Raw genomic sequence first — 17,937 nt, 5'->3', positions numbered from 1 at the left:
TAAGCGAATGATACGTGGCGGCCGACCTAAAATAAGAACTGCCATGTACATGGCGATGATGTCAGCCATTCAGTGCAACTCTAAATTTAAAGACCTTTATCAACGCATGGTTAAAGCAGGAAAGCCTAAAAAAGTAGCCATTATTGCGTGTATACGAAAGCTGGTAGTGATCATAAATTCNATGGTGAGGGATGGTGTCATGTGGGATCCTAAAATGGTTTAAAATTAGGAATTGACACCATAGTCACTTGTTATGTGCTTTCGCCAAAAAGAGCTCCAGATAATTCTTCAATACTGTTTAAAACTTTGAATTGCCCCTTCGGAATAACCCTTATCTCAGGCCTTTCGTTTTTGATACCTTGCGCATTGGCCTTGGTATGTTTAGCGATTCTAAACTCCATGATGTTTGGAAGCGGTTTACCTGGTTCATTTCCAAAGAACAGAAACGGACCAAGTTGTAATGTATCTTCGTTGAAATATATCCAGACTACGCATCCAGAGTGCTTTTGCCCGAGTGCGACATGAACTTTTTGGCCACTAGCGCGCGCACCAATAGCTGAGGTTTTTAACTGAACGTGCCTCAAGCATGAATTGTTTTCGATGATTAAATCATATCCTTGGTTGTCCACTTCCGGCTTAGATACTTCTATAGAGCACTGATCTGACACCCAAGATAATTTGAGTATTTCACCAATAAACAAATGCTCTATAAGTTTTTCTCTATAAGAGGATTTCAAAAAGTTCTTATCCATTAAGACCTACATAGTTGAGTAATCGGTGGCACATAACATGTTTATAGCGAGCGAATTGCACGTTTTTCTACCACAGCGTCGCTCGTTTATTTAAATCACTTATTTGTAACAAACTTCTTAACTATTTGCCAGTACTACCAAAATATAGTAGTCCAGTTTTTTACTTAAGGACAAAAACGAGCGATTAGGTCGTTTTCCTGACTATGCAAGCAATATACTTTGGGGAAATTGAAATGTATCTGTTAACGATCGCTTTTCGCTCAAAGCTGCCTTTAAAAACCTAACATATTAATAACTATTGAGTTGAAGCGTTAGTAAAGCAGTTATTTTTATAGCTAAAAATTTATAACTACACATAAAAAAGCGAGTAAATCTAAACTTACTCGCTTTACAATTTAATAGCTGATAATTAATAATTAACCATCACTGGTAATTTTATCAATTAATTCACTTAGTACTGTTTCAGCTTGGCTGGTTTCTACTTGGCAGGTGCCTGCATTTAAGTGTCCGCCGCCTCCGTATTTAAGGCATAACTCACCCACGTTTGTATTTGAGCTGCGGTTAGTAATTGACTTACCAATTGCATACACTACGTTTTGCTTTTTAAGCCCCCACATTTTATGAATTGAAATATTGCAGTCGGGGTACATGGCGTAAATTACAAAGCGATTGGTGGCGTAAATGGTTTCTTCTTGGGTTAGATCTAGCACTACTAGGTTTTTATGTACTGTTGCACATTGTGTTATTTGTGCTTTTGCTTTTTCGTTGTGTTCGTTATACAGCGCTACTCGCTCGGCTACATCTTCCATTTTTAATATGTCGTCAATGCTTTGATCTTTACAGGCATCGATTAGTTTCATCATTAATTGGTAGTTTGAAATTTTAAATTCGCGGAAGCGGCCCAGGCCTGTGCGGGCATCCATTATAAAGTTCATTAACACCCAGTCGGTTGGATTGAGTATTTCGTCTTTTGAAAACTGTGCCGCATCGCCTTTGTCTACAGCGTCCATCATGTCTACTGAAATATCAGGAAATTTTTCAGCGCCGCCGTAGTAGTCGTATACTACACGCGCAGCAGAAGGCGCTTTAGGATCAATAACGTGATTTTTAATGTCGCTTGCGTTACGAACGGTTTCACTTAGGTGGTGGTCAAATGCTATGTGACAACCCGCTACATAGGGGAGGTTAGTAGTAATATCGTTAGCGGTAATGTCTATTTTTCCATCTTGCATGTCTTTTGGGTGAACAAACAAAATATCGTCAATTAGATCTAAATCTTTTAGTAGTACGGCACATACAAGGCCATCAAAATCGCTACGGGTGACTAGTCTAAATTTATTATTGGGCATAGCTATTCCATCTTTTTAATTAAATTACGTATTGAGTGTAACAGCTAAACTATTTTTTGAGATACCAGTGCTTAAAAATTATATAAATAAAAAAGCCAAAACAGGCGTTTTGGCTTTTTGATAGCAAGTGTTTATTTTTTGTAAGTTATGCGCCTGGGCCACATTCCATACAGTGGTTAATGATATCTGGGCCAAACTTAAGCTTGGCGTTTAAATCGCGCAGTGCGGTGCGTAAACCCTCTTCTATAACCGGGTGGTAATAAGGCATATTAAGCATTTGTGGTACGGTCATTTTGTTTTGTACTGCCCATGCAAGTAGGTGTGCTATGTGCTCTGCTTGTGGGCCAATAAATTCTGCGCCTAAAAATAAGCCGGTGCCTTGCTCTGCGTATACACGCATGTGGCCCTTATTTTTTAGCATTACACGGCTCCGGCCTTGATTTTCAAAGCTTACTTCGCCTACTTCAAAACAGCCACATGAAGCTAAACGGTCTGTTATTTGGGTAAAGCTTTCACCTACCATGGCTATTTGTGGGTCGCTGAATACAGCGGCAATTTTGGCCCTGCGTAGGCCAATACGTACATCTGGAAAATGCCCTGCATTTTGCCCTGCAATGGTTCCCTGATCAGACGCCTCGTGAAGTAGCGGGATCATGTTGCTGGCATCGCCGGCTATGAATATGTTTGATTCGCCACATTGCATTGTATGCGGATCGGCATGCGGTACACCGCGCTCGTCAAGCTCTATGCCTGTATTTTCGAGGCCTAGTTTGTCAACATTGGGGACTCGGCCTGTTGCAGCAAGTACATAGTCAAACTGTTCGGTGTGTTTTTCACCTTGCTTGTCGGTGTATGTAAGCTGTGCTTTGTCGCCCACTTGCATCATGTCTGATACGTTTGAGTCGGTATCAACAAAAAATTCTTTTGCAAAAACAGTATTTGCATAGTCTTTTACTACGGGGTCGGTGAGGGGGCCAATAGCACCACCAACGCCAAATAACTTTACATTAACGCCTAAGCGACTAAGTGCTTGACCTATTTCAAGGCCAATTACGCCCGGGCCAAATACGGCAACAGATTCTGGTAGGTCGTCCCAATCGAATACGTCGTCGTTAATGATTAATTTGTCACCAAAATTATTAAATACACCAGGATATGAAGGGCGAGAGCCTGTGGCTATAACAAAACGCTTGGCTGTAATAATAGTATGGTCGTCAATTTGTACACGGTTGGCATCTAAAAATTTAGCGTAACCTTTAATTTTGTCTTCGTCTGGAAGTTCATCTACGGCTTCAACTACGAATCCTGCAAAACGATCGCGTTCACTTTTAACGCGTGACATAACTGCTTTGCCGTCTATTACAGGCTTTGAGCTATGCACACCAAATGCAGGTGCCATTTCGATAGAGTGCGCAGCTTCCGCTGCCGCTATCAATAATTTACTCGGCATGCAGCCAACGCGTGCGCAGGTTGTGCCATAGGGACCTGATTCGATCATAAGTACGTTAGGGGTAAACTGTTTAGCGTTTCGGTATGCACTGAGTCCTGCGGTACCTGCGCCAATAACTACTACGTCGGTTTGCAATTGTTTCATCGTCTTTTTCCTTTAGTAAATAGGGGCGCTTGGCCCCTATTTAAAATTACTTATTAAGCAAAGTATTTTTCTAGGTCGTCTGAGCCACCAATGTGTTTTCCACCAATAAATACTTGTGGAACGGTGTCGCGGCCAGAGATTGCTTTGAGGCTTGTTAATGATGCACCTGCACCCATAGTAATTTCTTCATAGGCAAATCCTTTTTCTGTAAGAAGCTCTTTTGCTTTTTTACAGAATGGACAACCAGGTTTAGTGAAAACGCTTACTGGCTCTGGTTTAGCTTGTTTAGGGTTGATGTAATCAAGCATGGTGTCAGCGTCAGACACTTCAAACGGGTCGCCTGGTAGATCTGGTTCGATGAACATTTTTTCAATTACGCCATCTTTTACCAGCATAGAGTATCTCCAGCTGCGCTTACCAAAGCCTAAATCGTTTTTGTCTACTAACATGCCCATGCCGTCTGTAAACTCGCCGTTGCCGTCTGGTAGTAAAGTAATGTTTTGCGCTTCTTGGTGTTCAGCCCATGCATTCATTACGAATGTATCGTTTACTGATAAACACACAATTTCGTCTACGCCATTTTGTTTAAATACGCCAGCTAACTCGTTGTAGCGAGGAAGGTGAGTAGATGAACATGTTGGGGTAAATGCGCCTGGCAGTGAAAATACAGCGACTGTTCTGCCTTTAAAAATTTCGTCTGTTGTTACCGATTTCCATTCGTCGTTTTGACGTGTTGCAAATGTAACGTTAGGGATTGTTTGACCTTCAATATTCTTTAACATGGTTTAGTTCCTCTTGATTTGTTGAAGCCATTATGGAGAAAATTTAAATATAGTTCTAATCGTTTGTTTGTATTAAACTGATAGTCAAAAGCTATCAGGTTGGAGCTGAACATGAACTTAAAAGATTTTGAATACGTTAAAGCTATAGCGCAACATAAACATTTTCGTAAAGCAGCCGATGCGTGCTTTGTTAGCCAGCCAACACTGAGTGGGCAGGTTAAAAAGCTTGAGCAAACCTTGGGTGTTTCTTTATTTGACCGCTCAACTAAACAAGTTACCCTAACGGCTAAAGGAGCACGTTTACTAGCGCAAATAGAGGTTATTTTAGAGCAAACCCAAATACTGAAAGAGCTTGCTTCTACCTCTAACGACCCATTACAAGGTAAGTTAACAATTGGTATTATTCCAACTATCGCACCGTATTTATTGCCTACGTTGTTAACTTCGATGAAAGAGGCGTTTGTAGACAGCCAATTTTCGTTTATCGAAATGCAAACCGCGACCATATTAGATGCGCTTAATAATGGTGAGCTTGATTTTGCAATTTTAGCCGACGTACCAGAACTTAAGCACTACCATACTATCCCACTTTATAAAGAAGACTTTTTAGTTGCTGTTTCACAAGACAACGCATTGGCTAAGCATAAAAAAGTAGCGCTTAGCGATCTTCAAGGATGCAGCTTATTAATGTTAAATGATGGTCATTGTTTTAAAGATCAAGCCCAAAAGTTTTGTTTTTCAGCAGGGGTTGATGTGTCTAATCAATATAAAGGCAATAGTTTAGAAACGTTACTTGCATTAGTGGCGATGGATGATGGGGTTACTTTTGTGCCAAAGTTAGCTTGCACAAAGCGAAGAGGCATTGATTATATGCCTATATTTCCCAACCAACAGCGTAATGTTGTATTTGCATGCAGAAAGCATTATCCGCATTTGGCAGGGGTTGAGCAATTAGGTGAGTGGTTGTCGGCTCACCCTAATTTAAAAACACAGCTTGATAAAAAACTTTAGAGTTCTTGGCTTATTACTTCAACTACATCGTTGATTTGTACGCCGGGCAAAGGTTGGTCGTCAATGCTAACTGCAACCGCAGTTTGTTGATATAACTGCTCTACGCGTATTTTATTAAGTGTTGTAGTGGTATGAGGCATTACATTACCTGCAGCATCAGTTAGGTAGTTATGGTGTGCAATACTTAGCATTTGTCCTTTTTTTAGGCCATGTGCTTTACCTAAGTTAATCACTATTTTGCTGTTTTCCATATGCATTATTTTACCTTGTGTTGGAAAACAGGCTAGCACAGCTTGTAAATCATAACTCAAGGTTTGATTTATATCTTGTATGCTTTGGCCGTAAGGCGATTGCCAAAATCTATCACTGTTTACATCAATAATAGCGGTTTTTTCAAACGGCCAAATACCTTGGCCTTGATAGCTATTAGTCCAAAGTTGCTCGTAGGTTGTGCCATTAAAAAGGCTAAACTCTATTTTGTAATTGCGTTGGTAGCTGTCGTCCTGCCAAAAAGCATAATCGCTATTGAGTTTATCGCTTGTTGATAGGTCTGTAATTTGGCTAAGTAACACGTACTGAGCGTTAGTACGGGATGCTATTTCTTCTAACTGTATTTTTGAATAGTCGTACTGTTGTGAAAAGTAATTATCTACATTTACAGGCATGTTGTAATAAGCAACGGGTAGGGCGCTCATTTTTGATTTTTGTAAGGTGGTGAATATTCGCTTGCTAATTGCTTTGTTTACGTCAAATATTTGACCCATTCTGGCTTGCTCTCGATGAGCTAGCTGACTTTGTGTTACGGCAACAAATTTGTTAAAGCTGCTTTGCGGGCATTGCTCTGTTTGCGCAAATATATCTAAACGCAGGGTAATGGCAAATTTATCGTCGTATTTATTTTCACTTACAAGCTCAATTTTTTGAATTTCGCCATGGCTACTAATTTTTAACTGATCTTGCATTAATACGCCGTCTACCAAGGTTTGTACAGAGCTGACACGTGCCCCAGAAAAAACCAACGCTTGAGTGATGGCATCTTTTATAGCTGCTGATTTGGCCGTGCTTATGTCGTCGTTTTGAATAAGTGCATGCCCGGTAGATTCATACCACTGCGCATTTGTAAAAGCCGAAAACGTAAATAACGCAGTTGCGCTTAGTCCTGCAAATGCCTTTAATAAAAACGATTTCATACTTTTACTCCAAATATACGTTAGCTTTATTATCAAAGCAGCAAGGACTGTACCAATGTTGTTTATCGACGAAGATAACACTATTAATGGCATTAAATGTGCATAAATCAAAATAATTAATATATTAGGGCATAAAACTATGCGAGCAATTTCATTACTGATCACATTAGGGTGTTTAACTTTAAGTGGATGCAGCAGCGTGTTTGATAAGCACGTAGAATACAAATACGTTGAACCTAATAATTACCCCGTGTTAAAAGCGGTAGGTTACGCGCCTATTAGTTTACAAAAAGGAGCGAGTGCTGCTCAAAAACAGCTTATGGCAATCAAAGCCTCTAAGCTAGAAGCCTACCGAGAGCTCACTGAACAAGTTTATGGGCAAAAGGTGACCGCAGGTATGAGTGTTGAAAACGCAGTAGCAAAAGACGATTACTTACAAAGCAAAGTGCAAGGCGTAATTAAAGGTGCGCAAATTATTAAAACTTATGCGGTAGACGATACTTATGTTACTGAGCTTGAACTCAATATGAAGCGTGTGCACGACCTATATATTGGTGAAATAAAACCACGTGAAGTTAAAAAAGTGACTTATTACTAAGACCTGTTGATTTTTGCGGATTAAAACTTTTCAAACTAGAGGTTATTTAGCCACTGCACGAGATATGTAAGCTAGTAGGATAACTGCTCCTGCGTTATTCTACTGGCTATACCAATTAGCTTAATTAAGTCATCTATTTTAAAGCTATTAACGCGTTTTGCCCCGCAAAATGATTAAGTATTATTGAGGATTGGTATTACATCCATGTAGGCAATAAAGAGTAAATAACCTCTAGATATACCCCTTCGAGCAGCGACTGCTGACTATTAATGCTGCGTTATCGTCAATTTATTGGGAGTCCCACACTATCTGGGCTCCGCCTTACATAAAACCCAAACAAGCTGCTGAAAATTAACCCACCAGAGTACAACACGCACTAATGTAGTTGATTTACATTTGCTAAGTAATTTTGAGATTCTATATATTAAACAACAGGTAGGTAATGTTTTAAAGGCGGCGCTATTAAGCTGAATAGTTTCTGATTTAAGCTTTTAAGTTTCGCACCAGTTGGCCGTTAGTGTTAACTTCACCGCCAGACTGGTTGTATGTAGTGGATGACGGGGCTCCAATTAAAATACTTTTTAATTGTTTAACGCTTAGCTGAGCTTGATGCGCTGCATGTGCGTTTACTTCATTTTGTTTTTGGCATTTCTCTAACTTACTACGAACTTGAGAAATAAGCTCTGGGAGCTCTTCTGATTGTTCGTCGTTTTTAGCAAGTAACTTATTAAGCTCTTGGTCGAGGGTATTTAGCTTGGTTAATAAAGACATTTTTTGTTGGGTAATTTCTTTTAAACCTTCACCTCTTCTTGAGGCAATAGCTGTTAGTTCGTCGTTTAATAAAACATCGAGAGAGTCTAAACACTTATCTTGCTCGTTTAGCTTAACAATAATTAAGCTATTATGATCAGCCATATACATCAAACTCAAAGTCAGCTAGATTTTTTGCAAGCTTTTCACTGTCAATTTGATACTTACCTTCAGTGATTGCTTTTTTAAGCTCAGCAACTTTGTCACTATCAAACCCAGACGACTGTTGTGCTTTTTCTTGCAAAGTTTTTAACTGCTGTGCTTGTGGTGTTAAGCTCACAGAATCGCTGGCAGCTTTAGGTGTAGCCGATTGAGCCGCTTGTGTATTTGCATTATCTCTTTGTAAATCAACCTTTTGTTGTTTAGCGTTAGCTAAAGCGCTTGGTTGTTGATTACCTGAATTGACTTGATTAACCATAATAAAAATCCATAATTTACCCAACTAATACCACTTTATCGGCATATCTTTAGTAAACTTTAATATTATTTTTAATTAAATATTTACTTGTACAGACTCTACACCATCTACACGCGCATTTAAAACTTTACCTGTTTTTTTGTTCTCTACACGTATTTGATCGCCTAATGTACCATCTTCAAGCGCAACGCCAGTTGTTTTTATTCGTAACCCTTTGATACTTGCATAAATGTTAATTGCATCACCTTTGCACACCATGCATATCTGATTCAGCAATATTGGCATACCTTCGCGAATGTTGCGTTTACTTCTGCTTCCAATAAGTACTTTTGGTTCGTCTAGATATTGTACTCTTACAAAGTGTGTTGGTTTCATTTCAATGGTTAGATGATCGCTGGTTATTACTTCACCCCGCGCAATATTATCAGTAGTAACAACAACTGGCGCCATTTTTTGCACCTTAATATGAACGTATTGCGCCCAGCTTTGCAGATCGTCGCATTTAATTTGTATTGTAATTTGCCTGTTAAACGGGGGTTCACTCGATGAAATAATAGTAGGTGTTGTTGAACAAGCACGATCGGGTATGCGGCTGTCCAACGGTAATGCACTAAGCTGTATTTGCTTACTATCGTGTTCACCAATTTGTTCAGCGATGTAATTTACAGCCATTTCTTGTAGTAATGCTTTACTAAATACCTGAGCAGATACAGGGAATGCAAAACCTAGGCTAGCAACAAAATAAAAAACACTGTATCTTTTGATTTTTTTTAACAAACTCATAATGTTTCGACTATGCTTATGGTTTCAAACAGGGTATAAATATTTTGCGTCAAAATTAAGACGCACCCACGATGTTGTGTAGCTTTGTATATATAGGAAGCAATTATCGTTCCGTATTATTTGTTTTCTAAAGGAGATTTTAATGGCAGGCATTTTAGACTCAGTAAACCAGCGTACTCAGCTGGTTGGCCAGAACCGCCTAGAATTACTATTATTTAAACTCAGAGGGCGCCAGCGTTTTGGGATCAATGTATTTAAGGTAAGAGAAGTTCTTCAATGTCCTCCGCTTACTAGTATGCCAAAGTCGAACACTTACATTCGTGGTGTTGCACATATTCGTGGTCAAACTATTTCGGTTATTGATTTATCAATGGCTGTAGGTGGACGCCCAATAGACAATATTCAAGACAGCTTTATTATTATTGCCGAATACAATCGCTCTGTGCAGGGCTTTTTAGTTGGTGGTGTAGAGCGCATTGTTAATATGAACTGGGAAAAAATAATGCCGCCGCCATCGGGTGCGGGTCGTTATTCTTACTTGACCGCTGTTACAGAAATTGAAAACGAACTTGTTGAAATACTCGACGTTGAAAAAATCCTAAACGAAATTTGCCCTGTTAACACCGAAGTAAGCGCAGAAGTTGCTGAAAGTGGCGATATTCAGAAAGACTTGGGTGAGCGAATAGTATTTATAGCTGATGATAGTGCGGTTGCACGTAATCAGGTAAAACGTGCGCTAGAGCCGCTTGGTGTGCAAACGGAACTTGCCAAAAATGGTAAAGAAGCACTCGTAAGACTCAAAGAAATTGCCGAGCTTGATTGCCAAACCGATATTACAGAACGTGTGGCGCTGCTTATATCTGATGTTGAAATGCCAGAAATGGATGGCTATACACTAACGGCAGAAATAAAAGCAGACCCTAAACTTGCACCTTTACATGTTATTTTGCATACGTCACTCAGTGGTGTATTTAACCAAGCAATGATTGAAAAGGTAGGGGCAGACGATTTTATTGCTAAATTTAACCCAGATGAATTAGCCACTGCGGTTAAAAAATGGGTTCATTGTGAATAATCAAAACAGGTGCTACTAATTTGAATAACAAAGACTTGCAGCAAAATGAATACGATCAATTTCGTTCATTTTTAGAACAGCAATGTGGTATTGTTCTTGGTGAAAATAAGCAATACTTGGTTAAAAGCAGGCTTGCACCATTAATGGCTCGTTTTGATGTAGGGTCGTTATCTGAACTTGTTAGCAAAACACTAGGGCCACATGAAAGGCAATTACGAGCGGCTGTTGTTGATGCGATGACCACCAACGAAACTTTGTGGTTTAGAGATCAATACCCGTTTGAGCTTCTACAAAACCGCTTGTTTCCTGAGTTTAAAGAGTTAAGGCGACCGGTAAAAATTTGGTCTGCGGCCAGCTCGTCTGGGCAAGAGCCTTACTCTATTTCTATGTCGGTTGCGGAGTTTCAGGCTAAACAGCCTGGTGTATTAAAGATGGGTGCTCAAATAATTGGTACTGATATTTCTAATACCATGCTAGATATGTGCAAAAATGGCGAGTACGACGCGCTAGCTTTGGCACGAGGCTTATCGGCTGAGCGCCGTAAAAAGTTTTTTACAGACAGCGGCAATGGCATGGCAAAAGTAAACGATACATTGAAAAAGCAAGTGAGCTTTAGGCACTTAAATTTACTCGATTCGTATGCGTTGATGGGTAAATTCGATATTATTTTTTGCCGTAATGTACTTATTTATTTTTCTCCTGAAGTAAAAGCTAAAATTATTAAACAATTTGCGCAAGCACTTAACCCTAAAGGTTATTTATTTTTAGGGGCTTCGGAGTCAATGGCCGGATTAAGTGACGAATTTGATATGGTTAGATGCAACCCTGGCATTATTTACCAAAAGAAGTAAACCCTCCTTCTTTCCTTTAAAACGACACACTATGTGTCGTTTTTCATTTTAAATCATTCGATTACAAAAAATATAATCACTCAATTATAAATGGCTTATTTATTGCTTTATTCAAACTAAGTCAATTTTTTGGAGATGGTTATGGCTATCAGTTTTGATAAAGCTTTAGGTGTGCATCAGCATACTATGTTGATCCGTTCACAACGAGCAGAAGTGCTAGCGAGTAATATTGCTAATGCTGATACGCCGGGCTACAAAGCAAAAGATATTAATTTTGCCTCAGCATTAAAAGCGGCAAAATCACACCAGCAAAGCGGCAATACAATGGTAACTACTAATGAAAAACACATTGGTGGTGGTACCCGAAGTGTGGGTGGTGATGAATTATTTCGTACGCCAAATCAAACAGATACAGGTGATGGTAACTCAGTAGATGTGCAAGTGGAACGGAACTTGTATACACAGAATGCTATGGAGTATCAGGCCAGCTTACAATTTTTAAGCGGCAAGTTTAAAGGCCTGAATAAAGCCCTCGGTAGTCAAGGATAATAATTATGAGTTTATATAACGTTTTTGATATTGCTGGTTCTGGTATGAGCGCACAAAATGTGCGTTTAAATACCACTGCGAGTAATATTTCGAATGCCAATACAATTAGCTCTTCTCAAGACAAAACGTACCGGGCGCGACAACCTGTATTTGCTGCAGAGCTTACCAAAGCTTCTGAGTCGGCAAGTAACAATCAGGGCTCCTCTGTTGGTGTTAAGGTGCTGGGCATTGTTGAAAGCAGTGCACCATTACAAATTGAATACAACCCTAATCACCCGAGTGCGGATGAAAATGGTTATATTTACAAACCCAACGTTAATGTTGTAGAGGAGATGGCTAACATGATTTCTGCCTCTCGCTCTTATGAAACAAACGTGCAAGTTGCAGATGCAGCTAAGCAAATGTTAAGTAAAACTCTGCTGCTAGGTCAGCGTTAACCGAGGGTAGGTTATGAGTAACGATATTAGTACATCTTCATCCTATTTAGACTCTTTAAGGTGGCAGGATACAACACCAACTACAACCGAAGAGCAAAGCGATGCGTTAACTCAAGAAGATTTCTTCTCGTTGTTAACTCAGCAATTATCGTTTCAAGATCCGAGCAAGCCTGCGGATAACGATCAAATGATTGCGCAAATGACCAACTTCACTATGGCTGAAGGTATCTCAAACCTTAATAGTAATTTTGAGTCACTTGCAGCTTCGATGACATCTAACTCCGCTTTACAAGCGTCAACATTAGTTGGAAAGCAAGCGTTATTAGAGTCAGATTCTTTAGATTTAAATGCAACGGGTGACGCCAAAGGATCAGTGGTTGCAGAAAGCCCAGTAGAGAGTTTAACGCTTCGTATTACGGATGAATCTGGACAACTTGTAAGAAGTATTGAACTAGGATCGCAATCGGCTGGTGCAGTACGTTTTGCTTGGGATGGTAAAAACGAAGCGGGTGAACGTTTACCAGAGGGTGAATACAATATAGTGGCTGAAGGCAGCACCAACGGTGAATTTTCAAGCCTTCCTATTGCTACGTTTAAAAATATTGAAAGTGTAAATATAAATGGTGCTAATGGCATCATTATTAACACTAAAGAAGGTGCGGTTAGGCTGACTGATGTCGCAGAGATCGCGTAATAGAGTTTAATAATATTTCGCCTGTTTGCAGGCTGTATTTAATAGGTTAGAGGTCAATTATGAGCTTCAATATTGCATTAACAGGCATAGCTGCCGCACAAAAAGATTTAGACGTTACCGCAAATAATATTGCGAACGTTAATACAACCGGTTTTAAAGAGTCACGTGCTGAGTTTGCAGATGTATATGCCTCTTCAGTCTTTAGTTCTGGTAGAACTAAAAATGGTGACGGTGTTCAAACTACTATGGTTGCCCAGCAATTTCACCAAGGTTCGCTGCAATTTACTAATAACTCATTGGATTTAGCCATTACAGGTGAAGGCTACTTTGCAATGAGCCAAGACCTGGGTGCGCAAGATTTTACCTTTACAAGAGCAGGGGCTTTTAAGTTAGATAAAGATAACTTTATCGTTGATGCTAAAGGTAACTTTTTACAAGGTTTCCCTGTAGATGAGGCTACCGGCGATACGACCTCTGTTAGTTTAAGTACTTCGTCGGCACTGCAAATCCCTGATTCGTCTGGATCACCTCGTGCAACGGCAACGGTATACAGCTCATTTAATTTAGATTCACGTGCAGATGCGCCTTCGTTGCCATTTGATCCAACAGAAAGTGCTTCGTATAACTCATCAACTTCAACCACTGTTTACGATTCACTGGGTGAGGCACATGTTTTACAATACTTTTTTGTAAAAAATGATCCGACGACAAACCCTAATGAGTGGGATATACATGCAACGCTCGATGGTTTAGTTGTTGATCCAGCAACGGGCGCTGAGCAAACTACTGCGCCATACACACCTTTAACTACCCTAGGTTTTAGCTCAAGCGGTTTACCTGAAACAACAAATGGGGTTGCTAATGCAAACCCAAGCAGTTTCGATGAGTTAGTTTTACCTGCGGGTGCTGGGACTGGTTTATCTTCGTTACTGACCAACGGCGCGTCATTTCCTGATACGGGCGTAGAGCTTAATTGGCGAGATGAGGCTGCAACTACAAATAAGCAGCCAACTCAGTACGCAAGTCGATTTGAAGTTAAAGCGCTAGACCAAGATGGCGCTACGGTTGGTCGTTTAGCGGGTATTGATATTGGTACCGACGGAAAAATAGTGGCTTCATACAGTAATGGCGACACATCTTTCTTAGGTCAGGTAGCGATGGTTCGTTTTTCTAATTCACAGGGTTTATCGCAAGTTGGTGATACCTCTTGGAAAAAGAGCTTAACGTCAGGAGAGCCAATTGCAGGTGAACCAGGTTCGGGTACATTAGGTTCAATAAATTCATCAGCACTAGAGCAATCTAATGTGAACTTAACGAATGAGTTGGTTGACCTAATTAGTGCTCAGCGTAACTTCCAGGCTAACTCTCGTGCGCTTGAGGTTAACTCAACACTGCAACAGGCAATTTTACAGATTCGTTAATTTAATACTTAACACCATGTTAAGGGCTGCTTTTTAAAGTGGCCCTTTTTATTTTTACTTCATTTAGTTTGTTTTATAACCATTTTACATCATTTCCTATTGTGGCATCTATTTTGCATTTCCTGTGTATAGAGATTTTTGAAATGAGTCGATGCTATGGACAAAATGGTTTACATTGCGGCCTCAGGCGCTAAACAAAGCCTACAAGGGCTGGCCCTCAAAGCCAATAATTTGGCGAATGCGAATACCACTGGATTTAAGTCAGACTTTGCACAAGCTCGCTCTATGCAGGCTTTTGGCGAAGGGTTGCCGTCGCGTGTTTTTTCTATGCAAGAGCGTCCGGGTTCTAATATGACCTCTGGCGGCATAGTCGAAACAGGCAGAGACCTAGATATTGCAATGAGCGATAACGCGTGGTTAAGCGTGCAAGATGCCTCAGGCAATGAAGCTTACACCAAGGTGGGTACATTAAATATTACCGCTGAAGGTAGGTTAATGACCAGCCATGGTCGTCAAGTAATTGGCGAAGGCGGGCCTGTTATTTTACCAGTACCGATCGAAAAAATTGAATTTAGTGAAGACGGTGCAATTCAAGTTCGTCCGCAGGGGGCGCCTGCTACGTTTTTAGAAGAAGTTGACCGTTTGAAGGTGGTTGAAGCTAATAGTTTTCAACTAGAAAAAGGGAACGATGGTTTATTTAGGCCTAAGGCAGGAGAGGTTGTTGATACTTCTGCCAATGTCAAAGTATTAAGCGGAACCTTAGAAATGTCTAATGTGAACCCTATTCACGAAATGGTCGATATGATCAGCCATCAACGTCAATTTGAGTTACAAGTAAAACTGATGAAAACAGCTGAAGATCTTGATAGATCACAAGATCAGCTGATGCGCATAGTTTAACTTTAAATGAGGACACGATTATGAATCCAGCATTGTGGATCAGTAAAACGGGGCTAGACGCTCAACAAACCGATATTTCGGTTATATCAAACAATTTAGCGAATGCCAGTACGGTCGGTTATAAAAAAAGCCGCGCTATTTTTGAAGATTTACTCTATCAAAATATTAACCAGCCCGGAGGCCGCTCGTCACAAGACACCGAAATGCCATCTGGTTTAATGTTAGGTGCCGGTGCAAAAGTAGTGGCTAACCAAAAAAACTTTTCTCAAGGTAATATGCTAACTACTGAGAATTCATTGGATTGGATGATCTCAGGGCCTGGCTTTTTTGAAGTATTACAACCCGATGGCAATATTGCTTATTCTCGTAATGGGCAGTTTACTACCGATGGCGATGGTCGAATTGTAACGTCTGGTTCTGGCTATGTTGTGCAACCAGAGATGAACGTTCCTGATGATGCGCAATCAATCACTATTTCACAAGATGGTGAAGTATCTGTGCGTATTTCAGGCCAAGCCGACAACGTTGTTATTGGCCAGCTTACAATTAGTGATTTTATTAATCCATCGGGTCTTGAGCCTGTAGGGCAAAACCTTTACACCGAAACGGCTGTAAGTGGCGCGCCTGTGCAAGGTAACCCGGGTGTAGAAGGCTTAGGCACAATTATTCAGGGTTCACTTGAAACATCAAATGTAAATGTAACAGAAGAGTTGGTTAACCTGATTGAAACGCAGCGAATCTATGAAATGAACTCAAAAGTTATTTCGGCTGTTGATGAAATGATGAGTTACATTAATCAGCAATTATAAGGTGTAGGGGGAATTATGCGTCATTATATGTTATTTGCGGTAGGTACATTATTTTTAAGTGGCTGTGTCTCAACACAAAATAGTGATGTTGTTCAAGATGACCCCTATTATGCGCCAATGTATCCTGAACCAAGTATGGAGCCGGTAGTTGCAACGGGTTCGTTATTTAATACTAATGTATCAAACGACTTATACGCAGACAGAAAAGCACTGCGTACTGGCGATATTATTACTGTTAATCTACAAGAGTCTACTCAAGCAACGAAAGCTGCTAAAACAGAAACTGATAAGCAATCTGATGCAAGCCTAGACCCTGTAATAGGGCTTGGAGGTTTACCCGTTAACATTGGTGGCGATAGTATTCAGTTTGGTATTGGTAGCGATGCCTCTTTTACGGGTGATTCTAAATCAAATCAATCCAACAGCTTATTTGGCAATATTTCGGTCAATGTTATGCGTGTTCTACCTAACGGTAACTTAGTGATTCGCGGCGAAAAGTGGTTAACCTTAAACACTGGCGAAGAATTTATCCGTTTGGAAGGTTTGGTACGCCCGCAAGATGTGAGTTCTGATAATACAGTTGAGTCAAACCGAATAGCCAATGCACGTATTCAGTACTCTGGCAAAGGGCAAACACAAGAAGCGCAAAGTGCAGGTTGGTTAACACGTTTTTTCAGCAGTTCGATTTTTCCTTTTTAGAGGGCATTCATTATGAATGTATTAAAGTTAATTTGTTTAATCACGCTAATAGGTTGCCATTTTTCGGCAAATGCAGAGCGTATTAAAGATATTTCTATGGTCGAAGGGGTTAGATCGAACCAGTTGGTAGGTTATGGCTTAGTAGTCGGTTTACCGGGTACTGGTGAGCAAAGCCGGTTTACTCAACAAAGCTTTAAAGGCATGTTGAGCAATTTTGGAATTTCGCTACCTGCAAGCTTAAGTCCTAAAATTAAAAACGTTGCTGCCGTTGCTGTACATGCTGAATTACCTGCTTTTAGAAAGCCAGGTCAAACAATTGACGTCACCGTTTCATCTATCGGCAGTGCGGGTAGCTTGCGTGGCGGTACTTTGTTGCAAACGTTTTTAAAAGGGGCTGATGGCAATGTATATGCTGTAGCTCAAGGCAGTTTAATTGTTGGAGGCCTCGGCGCACAAGGTGCTGACGGCAGCCGTGTTGTTATTAATACCCCGACGGTGGGGCGCATTCCAAGTGGCGCAACAGTAGAGCGTGAAGTTAAAAGCCCGTTTATGCAAGGTGACTTTATAACTTTTAATTTAAATCGCCCTGATTTTACAACAGCAAAGCGCCTTGAAAAAACAATTAACGATTTAGTCGGGCCTAACAGTGCAAAAGCAATCGATTCAGTCTCTGTTCGTGTGATTGCTCCTAGAGATGCCTCTCAACGCGTATCTTATTTATCAACACTTGAAAACCTGGAGTTTAAACCTGCAGATATGTCTGCCAAAATTATAGTTAACTCCCGTACTGGTACTATTGTAATAGGCAAAAATGTTAAGTTGCAGCCTGCTGCAATAACGCATGGTGGGTTAACAGTGACTATTACAGAGCAGCAAAACGTGACTCAACCTAATGCGTTGGCTGAGGGGGAAACGGTAGTGACACAGCAATCAATCATTGATGTTAACCAAGATGATTCTCGTGCATTTGTTTTTAACCCGGGTGTTAGCTTAGACGATTTAGTACGCGCTATTAACGAGGTAGGCGCTGCACCAGGCGACTTAATGGCTATTTTAGAAGCCCTAAAAGAAGCTGGAGCTATTAACGGTCAACTTGTTGTTATTTAATATTTATTAAGCTTTAGCAAATGCTTTGCTAAAGCTTCCCTTTTACTCCCTCATTCACATTTCCAATCTGGCTTAAATTTTGCATTTTAATTTATATTATTCACTATT

At 40.3% G+C, this 17,937-nt stretch carries 20 protein-coding genes and 1 pseudogene; 13 read left to right on the top strand and 8 right to left on the bottom strand.

What is annotated here, in order from left to right:
• A pseudogene (locus ATS71_RS03460) lies at positions 1 to 180 on the top strand (transposase); the annotation flags it as partial.
• A gap of 71 nt (positions 181 to 251) precedes the next feature.
• On the opposite strand, the gene ATS71_RS03455 reads toward ATS71_RS03460, so the two are convergent.
• The 4 genes from ATS71_RS03455 to ATS71_RS03440 form a co-directional block, all read right to left on the bottom strand.
• Positions 252 to 752, bottom strand: a complete 501-nt coding sequence (locus tag ATS71_RS03455) for a group I intron-associated PD-(D/E)XK endonuclease (RefSeq protein ID WP_058403548.1) — start codon at positions 750 to 752, stop codon at positions 252 to 254.
• A 416-nt stretch (positions 753 to 1,168) separates the two neighbouring features.
• Positions 1,169 to 2,101 carry a hypothetical protein gene (locus ATS71_RS03450; RefSeq protein ID WP_058403547.1) on the bottom strand — a complete coding sequence of 311 codons (933 nt, stop codon included), beginning with the start codon at positions 2,099 to 2,101 and terminating at the stop codon, positions 1,169 to 1,171.
• 145 nt (positions 2,102 to 2,246) lie between these two features.
• Positions 2,247 to 3,695: a dihydrolipoyl dehydrogenase gene (locus ATS71_RS03445; RefSeq protein ID WP_058403546.1), complete on the bottom strand. Its 1,449-nt coding sequence runs from the start codon at positions 3,693 to 3,695 to the stop codon at positions 2,247 to 2,249.
• A gap of 53 nt (positions 3,696 to 3,748) precedes the next feature.
• A complete protein-coding gene (locus ATS71_RS03440) occupies positions 3,749 to 4,477 on the bottom strand; it encodes a glutathione peroxidase (RefSeq protein ID WP_058403545.1) in 729 nt (242 codons plus the stop codon).
• 111 nt (positions 4,478 to 4,588) lie between these two features.
• On the opposite strand from ATS71_RS03440, the gene ATS71_RS03435 reads away from it, so the two are divergent.
• A complete protein-coding gene (locus tag ATS71_RS03435) occupies positions 4,589 to 5,488 on the top strand; it encodes a LysR substrate-binding domain-containing protein (protein WP_058403544.1) in 900 nt (299 codons plus the stop codon).
• Here ATS71_RS03435 and ATS71_RS03430 read toward each other — a convergent pair.
• Positions 5,485 to 6,678, bottom strand: coding sequence for a flagellar assembly protein FlgT (locus tag ATS71_RS03430; protein ID WP_058403543.1), 1,194 nt, complete (start codon positions 6,676 to 6,678; stop codon positions 5,485 to 5,487). The two genes, ATS71_RS03435 and ATS71_RS03430, sit on opposite strands and share 4 nt — an antisense overlap.
• Positions 6,679 to 6,817: 139 nt before the next feature.
• On the opposite strand from ATS71_RS03430, the gene ATS71_RS03425 reads away from it, so the two are divergent.
• Positions 6,818 to 7,276 (top strand): LPP20 family lipoprotein, encoded by a 459-nt coding sequence (locus tag ATS71_RS03425; RefSeq protein WP_058403542.1) that lies wholly within the window; start codon positions 6,818 to 6,820, stop codon positions 7,274 to 7,276.
• A 483-nt stretch (positions 7,277 to 7,759) separates the two neighbouring features.
• Here the strand turns inward: ATS71_RS03425 and flgN are convergent, their stop codons facing one another.
• The 3 genes from flgN to flgA all read right to left on the bottom strand — a co-directional run bounded on the left by flgN (position 7,760) and on the right by flgA (position 9,287).
• Positions 7,760 to 8,191 (bottom strand): flagellar protein FlgN, encoded by a 432-nt coding sequence (gene flgN / locus ATS71_RS03420; protein WP_058403566.1) that lies wholly within the window; start codon positions 8,189 to 8,191, stop codon positions 7,760 to 7,762.
• The gene (flgM, locus tag ATS71_RS03415; protein ID WP_058403541.1) at positions 8,184 to 8,504 is read right to left on the bottom strand and encodes a flagellar biosynthesis anti-sigma factor FlgM; all 321 of its coding nucleotides are present in this window, start codon (positions 8,502 to 8,504) and stop codon (positions 8,184 to 8,186) included. Before flgM ends, flgN begins: the two co-directional genes overlap by 8 nt.
• Before the next feature lie 75 nt (positions 8,505 to 8,579).
• A complete protein-coding gene (flgA, locus tag ATS71_RS03410) occupies positions 8,580 to 9,287 on the bottom strand; it encodes a flagellar basal body P-ring formation chaperone FlgA (RefSeq protein WP_058403540.1) in 708 nt (235 codons plus the stop codon).
• A 142-nt stretch (positions 9,288 to 9,429) separates the two neighbouring features.
• On the opposite strand from flgA, the gene ATS71_RS03405 reads away from it, so the two are divergent.
• From ATS71_RS03405 to ATS71_RS03360, 10 genes are all read left to right on the top strand, one after another.
• On the top strand, positions 9,430 to 10,362 hold the full coding sequence (locus tag ATS71_RS03405) for a chemotaxis protein CheV (RefSeq protein WP_058403539.1): 933 nt from the start codon (positions 9,430 to 9,432) through the stop codon (positions 10,360 to 10,362).
• Positions 10,363 to 10,382: 20 nt separating this feature from the next.
• The gene (locus ATS71_RS03400) at positions 10,383 to 11,213 is read left to right on the top strand and encodes a CheR family methyltransferase (protein ID WP_058403538.1); all 831 of its coding nucleotides are present in this window, start codon (positions 10,383 to 10,385) and stop codon (positions 11,211 to 11,213) included.
• A 141-nt stretch (positions 11,214 to 11,354) separates the two neighbouring features.
• Positions 11,355 to 11,762, top strand: coding sequence for a flagellar basal body rod protein FlgB (flgB, locus tag ATS71_RS03395; protein WP_006792698.1), 408 nt, complete (start codon positions 11,355 to 11,357; stop codon positions 11,760 to 11,762).
• 5 nt (positions 11,763 to 11,767) lie between these two features.
• A complete protein-coding gene (gene flgC, locus ATS71_RS03390) occupies positions 11,768 to 12,199 on the top strand; it encodes a flagellar basal body rod protein FlgC (RefSeq protein WP_058403537.1) in 432 nt (143 codons plus the stop codon).
• Positions 12,200 to 12,212: 13 nt separating this feature from the next.
• Entirely contained in the window at positions 12,213 to 12,893 is a 681-nt protein-coding gene (locus ATS71_RS03385; protein WP_058403536.1) for a flagellar hook assembly protein FlgD, read from the top strand.
• Positions 12,894 to 12,952: 59 nt separating this feature from the next.
• The gene (flgE, locus tag ATS71_RS03380; protein WP_058403535.1) at positions 12,953 to 14,314 is read left to right on the top strand and encodes a flagellar hook protein FlgE; all 1,362 of its coding nucleotides are present in this window, start codon (positions 12,953 to 12,955) and stop codon (positions 14,312 to 14,314) included.
• A 156-nt stretch (positions 14,315 to 14,470) separates the two neighbouring features.
• Positions 14,471 to 15,214, top strand: a complete 744-nt coding sequence (locus tag ATS71_RS03375; RefSeq protein ID WP_058403534.1) for a flagellar basal body rod protein FlgF — start codon at positions 14,471 to 14,473, stop codon at positions 15,212 to 15,214.
• A 20-nt stretch (positions 15,215 to 15,234) separates the two neighbouring features.
• Positions 15,235 to 16,023, top strand: a complete 789-nt coding sequence (flgG, locus tag ATS71_RS03370; RefSeq protein WP_006792703.1) for a flagellar basal-body rod protein FlgG — start codon at positions 15,235 to 15,237, stop codon at positions 16,021 to 16,023.
• 15 nt (positions 16,024 to 16,038) lie between these two features.
• A complete protein-coding gene (gene flgH, locus ATS71_RS03365) occupies positions 16,039 to 16,722 on the top strand; it encodes a flagellar basal body L-ring protein FlgH (RefSeq protein WP_006792704.1) in 684 nt (227 codons plus the stop codon).
• 12 nt (positions 16,723 to 16,734) lie between these two features.
• Complete coding sequence (locus ATS71_RS03360) at positions 16,735 to 17,829, top strand: flagellar basal body P-ring protein FlgI (RefSeq protein WP_058403533.1); 1,095 nt, start codon at positions 16,735 to 16,737, stop codon at positions 17,827 to 17,829.
• The last annotated feature ends 108 nt before the right edge of the window (positions 17,830 to 17,937 follow it).

It is taken from the genome of Pseudoalteromonas sp. H71 (genome assembly GCF_001468485.1).
Classification (GTDB): domain Bacteria; phylum Pseudomonadota; class Gammaproteobacteria; order Enterobacterales; family Alteromonadaceae; genus Pseudoalteromonas.
This window is presented reverse-complemented; position numbering and strand designations above follow the sequence as displayed.

What these genes read in the sequence shown, in the direction of transcription:
- flgN (WP_058403566.1), bottom strand. Translation starts at nt 8,191, where the DNA reads ATGGCTGATCATAATAGCTTAATTATTGTTAAGCTAAACGAGCAAGAT.
- ATS71_RS03385 (WP_058403536.1), top strand. Translation starts at nt 12,213, where the DNA reads ATGAGTAACGATATTAGTACATCTTCATCCTATTTAGACTCTTTAAGG.
- ATS71_RS03450 (WP_058403547.1), bottom strand. Translation starts at nt 2,101, where the DNA reads ATGCCCAATAATAAATTTAGACTAGTCACCCGTAGCGATTTTGATGGC.
- flgC (WP_058403537.1), top strand. Translation starts at nt 11,768, where the DNA reads ATGAGTTTATATAACGTTTTTGATATTGCTGGTTCTGGTATGAGCGCA.
- flgB (WP_006792698.1), top strand. Translation starts at nt 11,355, where the DNA reads ATGGCTATCAGTTTTGATAAAGCTTTAGGTGTGCATCAGCATACTATG.
- ATS71_RS03375 (WP_058403534.1), top strand. Translation starts at nt 14,471, where the DNA reads ATGGACAAAATGGTTTACATTGCGGCCTCAGGCGCTAAACAAAGCCTA.
- flgM (WP_058403541.1), bottom strand. Translation starts at nt 8,504, where the DNA reads ATGGTTAATCAAGTCAATTCAGGTAATCAACAACCAAGCGCTTTAGCT.
- flgE (WP_058403535.1), top strand. Translation starts at nt 12,953, where the DNA reads ATGAGCTTCAATATTGCATTAACAGGCATAGCTGCCGCACAAAAAGAT.
- ATS71_RS03435 (WP_058403544.1), top strand. Translation starts at nt 4,589, where the DNA reads ATGAACTTAAAAGATTTTGAATACGTTAAAGCTATAGCGCAACATAAA.
- ATS71_RS03425 (WP_058403542.1), top strand. Translation starts at nt 6,818, where the DNA reads ATGCGAGCAATTTCATTACTGATCACATTAGGGTGTTTAACTTTAAGT.
- ATS71_RS03440 (WP_058403545.1), bottom strand. Translation starts at nt 4,477, where the DNA reads ATGTTAAAGAATATTGAAGGTCAAACAATCCCTAACGTTACATTTGCA.
- ATS71_RS03455 (WP_058403548.1), bottom strand. Translation starts at nt 752, where the DNA reads ATGGATAAGAACTTTTTGAAATCCTCTTATAGAGAAAAACTTATAGAG.
- flgH (WP_006792704.1), top strand. Translation starts at nt 16,039, where the DNA reads ATGCGTCATTATATGTTATTTGCGGTAGGTACATTATTTTTAAGTGGC.
- ATS71_RS03360 (WP_058403533.1), top strand. Translation starts at nt 16,735, where the DNA reads ATGAATGTATTAAAGTTAATTTGTTTAATCACGCTAATAGGTTGCCAT.
- ATS71_RS03405 (WP_058403539.1), top strand. Translation starts at nt 9,430, where the DNA reads ATGGCAGGCATTTTAGACTCAGTAAACCAGCGTACTCAGCTGGTTGGC.
- flgG (WP_006792703.1), top strand. Translation starts at nt 15,235, where the DNA reads ATGAATCCAGCATTGTGGATCAGTAAAACGGGGCTAGACGCTCAACAA.
- flgA (WP_058403540.1), bottom strand. Translation starts at nt 9,287, where the DNA reads ATGAGTTTGTTAAAAAAAATCAAAAGATACAGTGTTTTTTATTTTGTT.
- ATS71_RS03430 (WP_058403543.1), bottom strand. Translation starts at nt 6,678, where the DNA reads ATGAAATCGTTTTTATTAAAGGCATTTGCAGGACTAAGCGCAACTGCG.
- ATS71_RS03445 (WP_058403546.1), bottom strand. Translation starts at nt 3,695, where the DNA reads ATGAAACAATTGCAAACCGACGTAGTAGTTATTGGCGCAGGTACCGCA.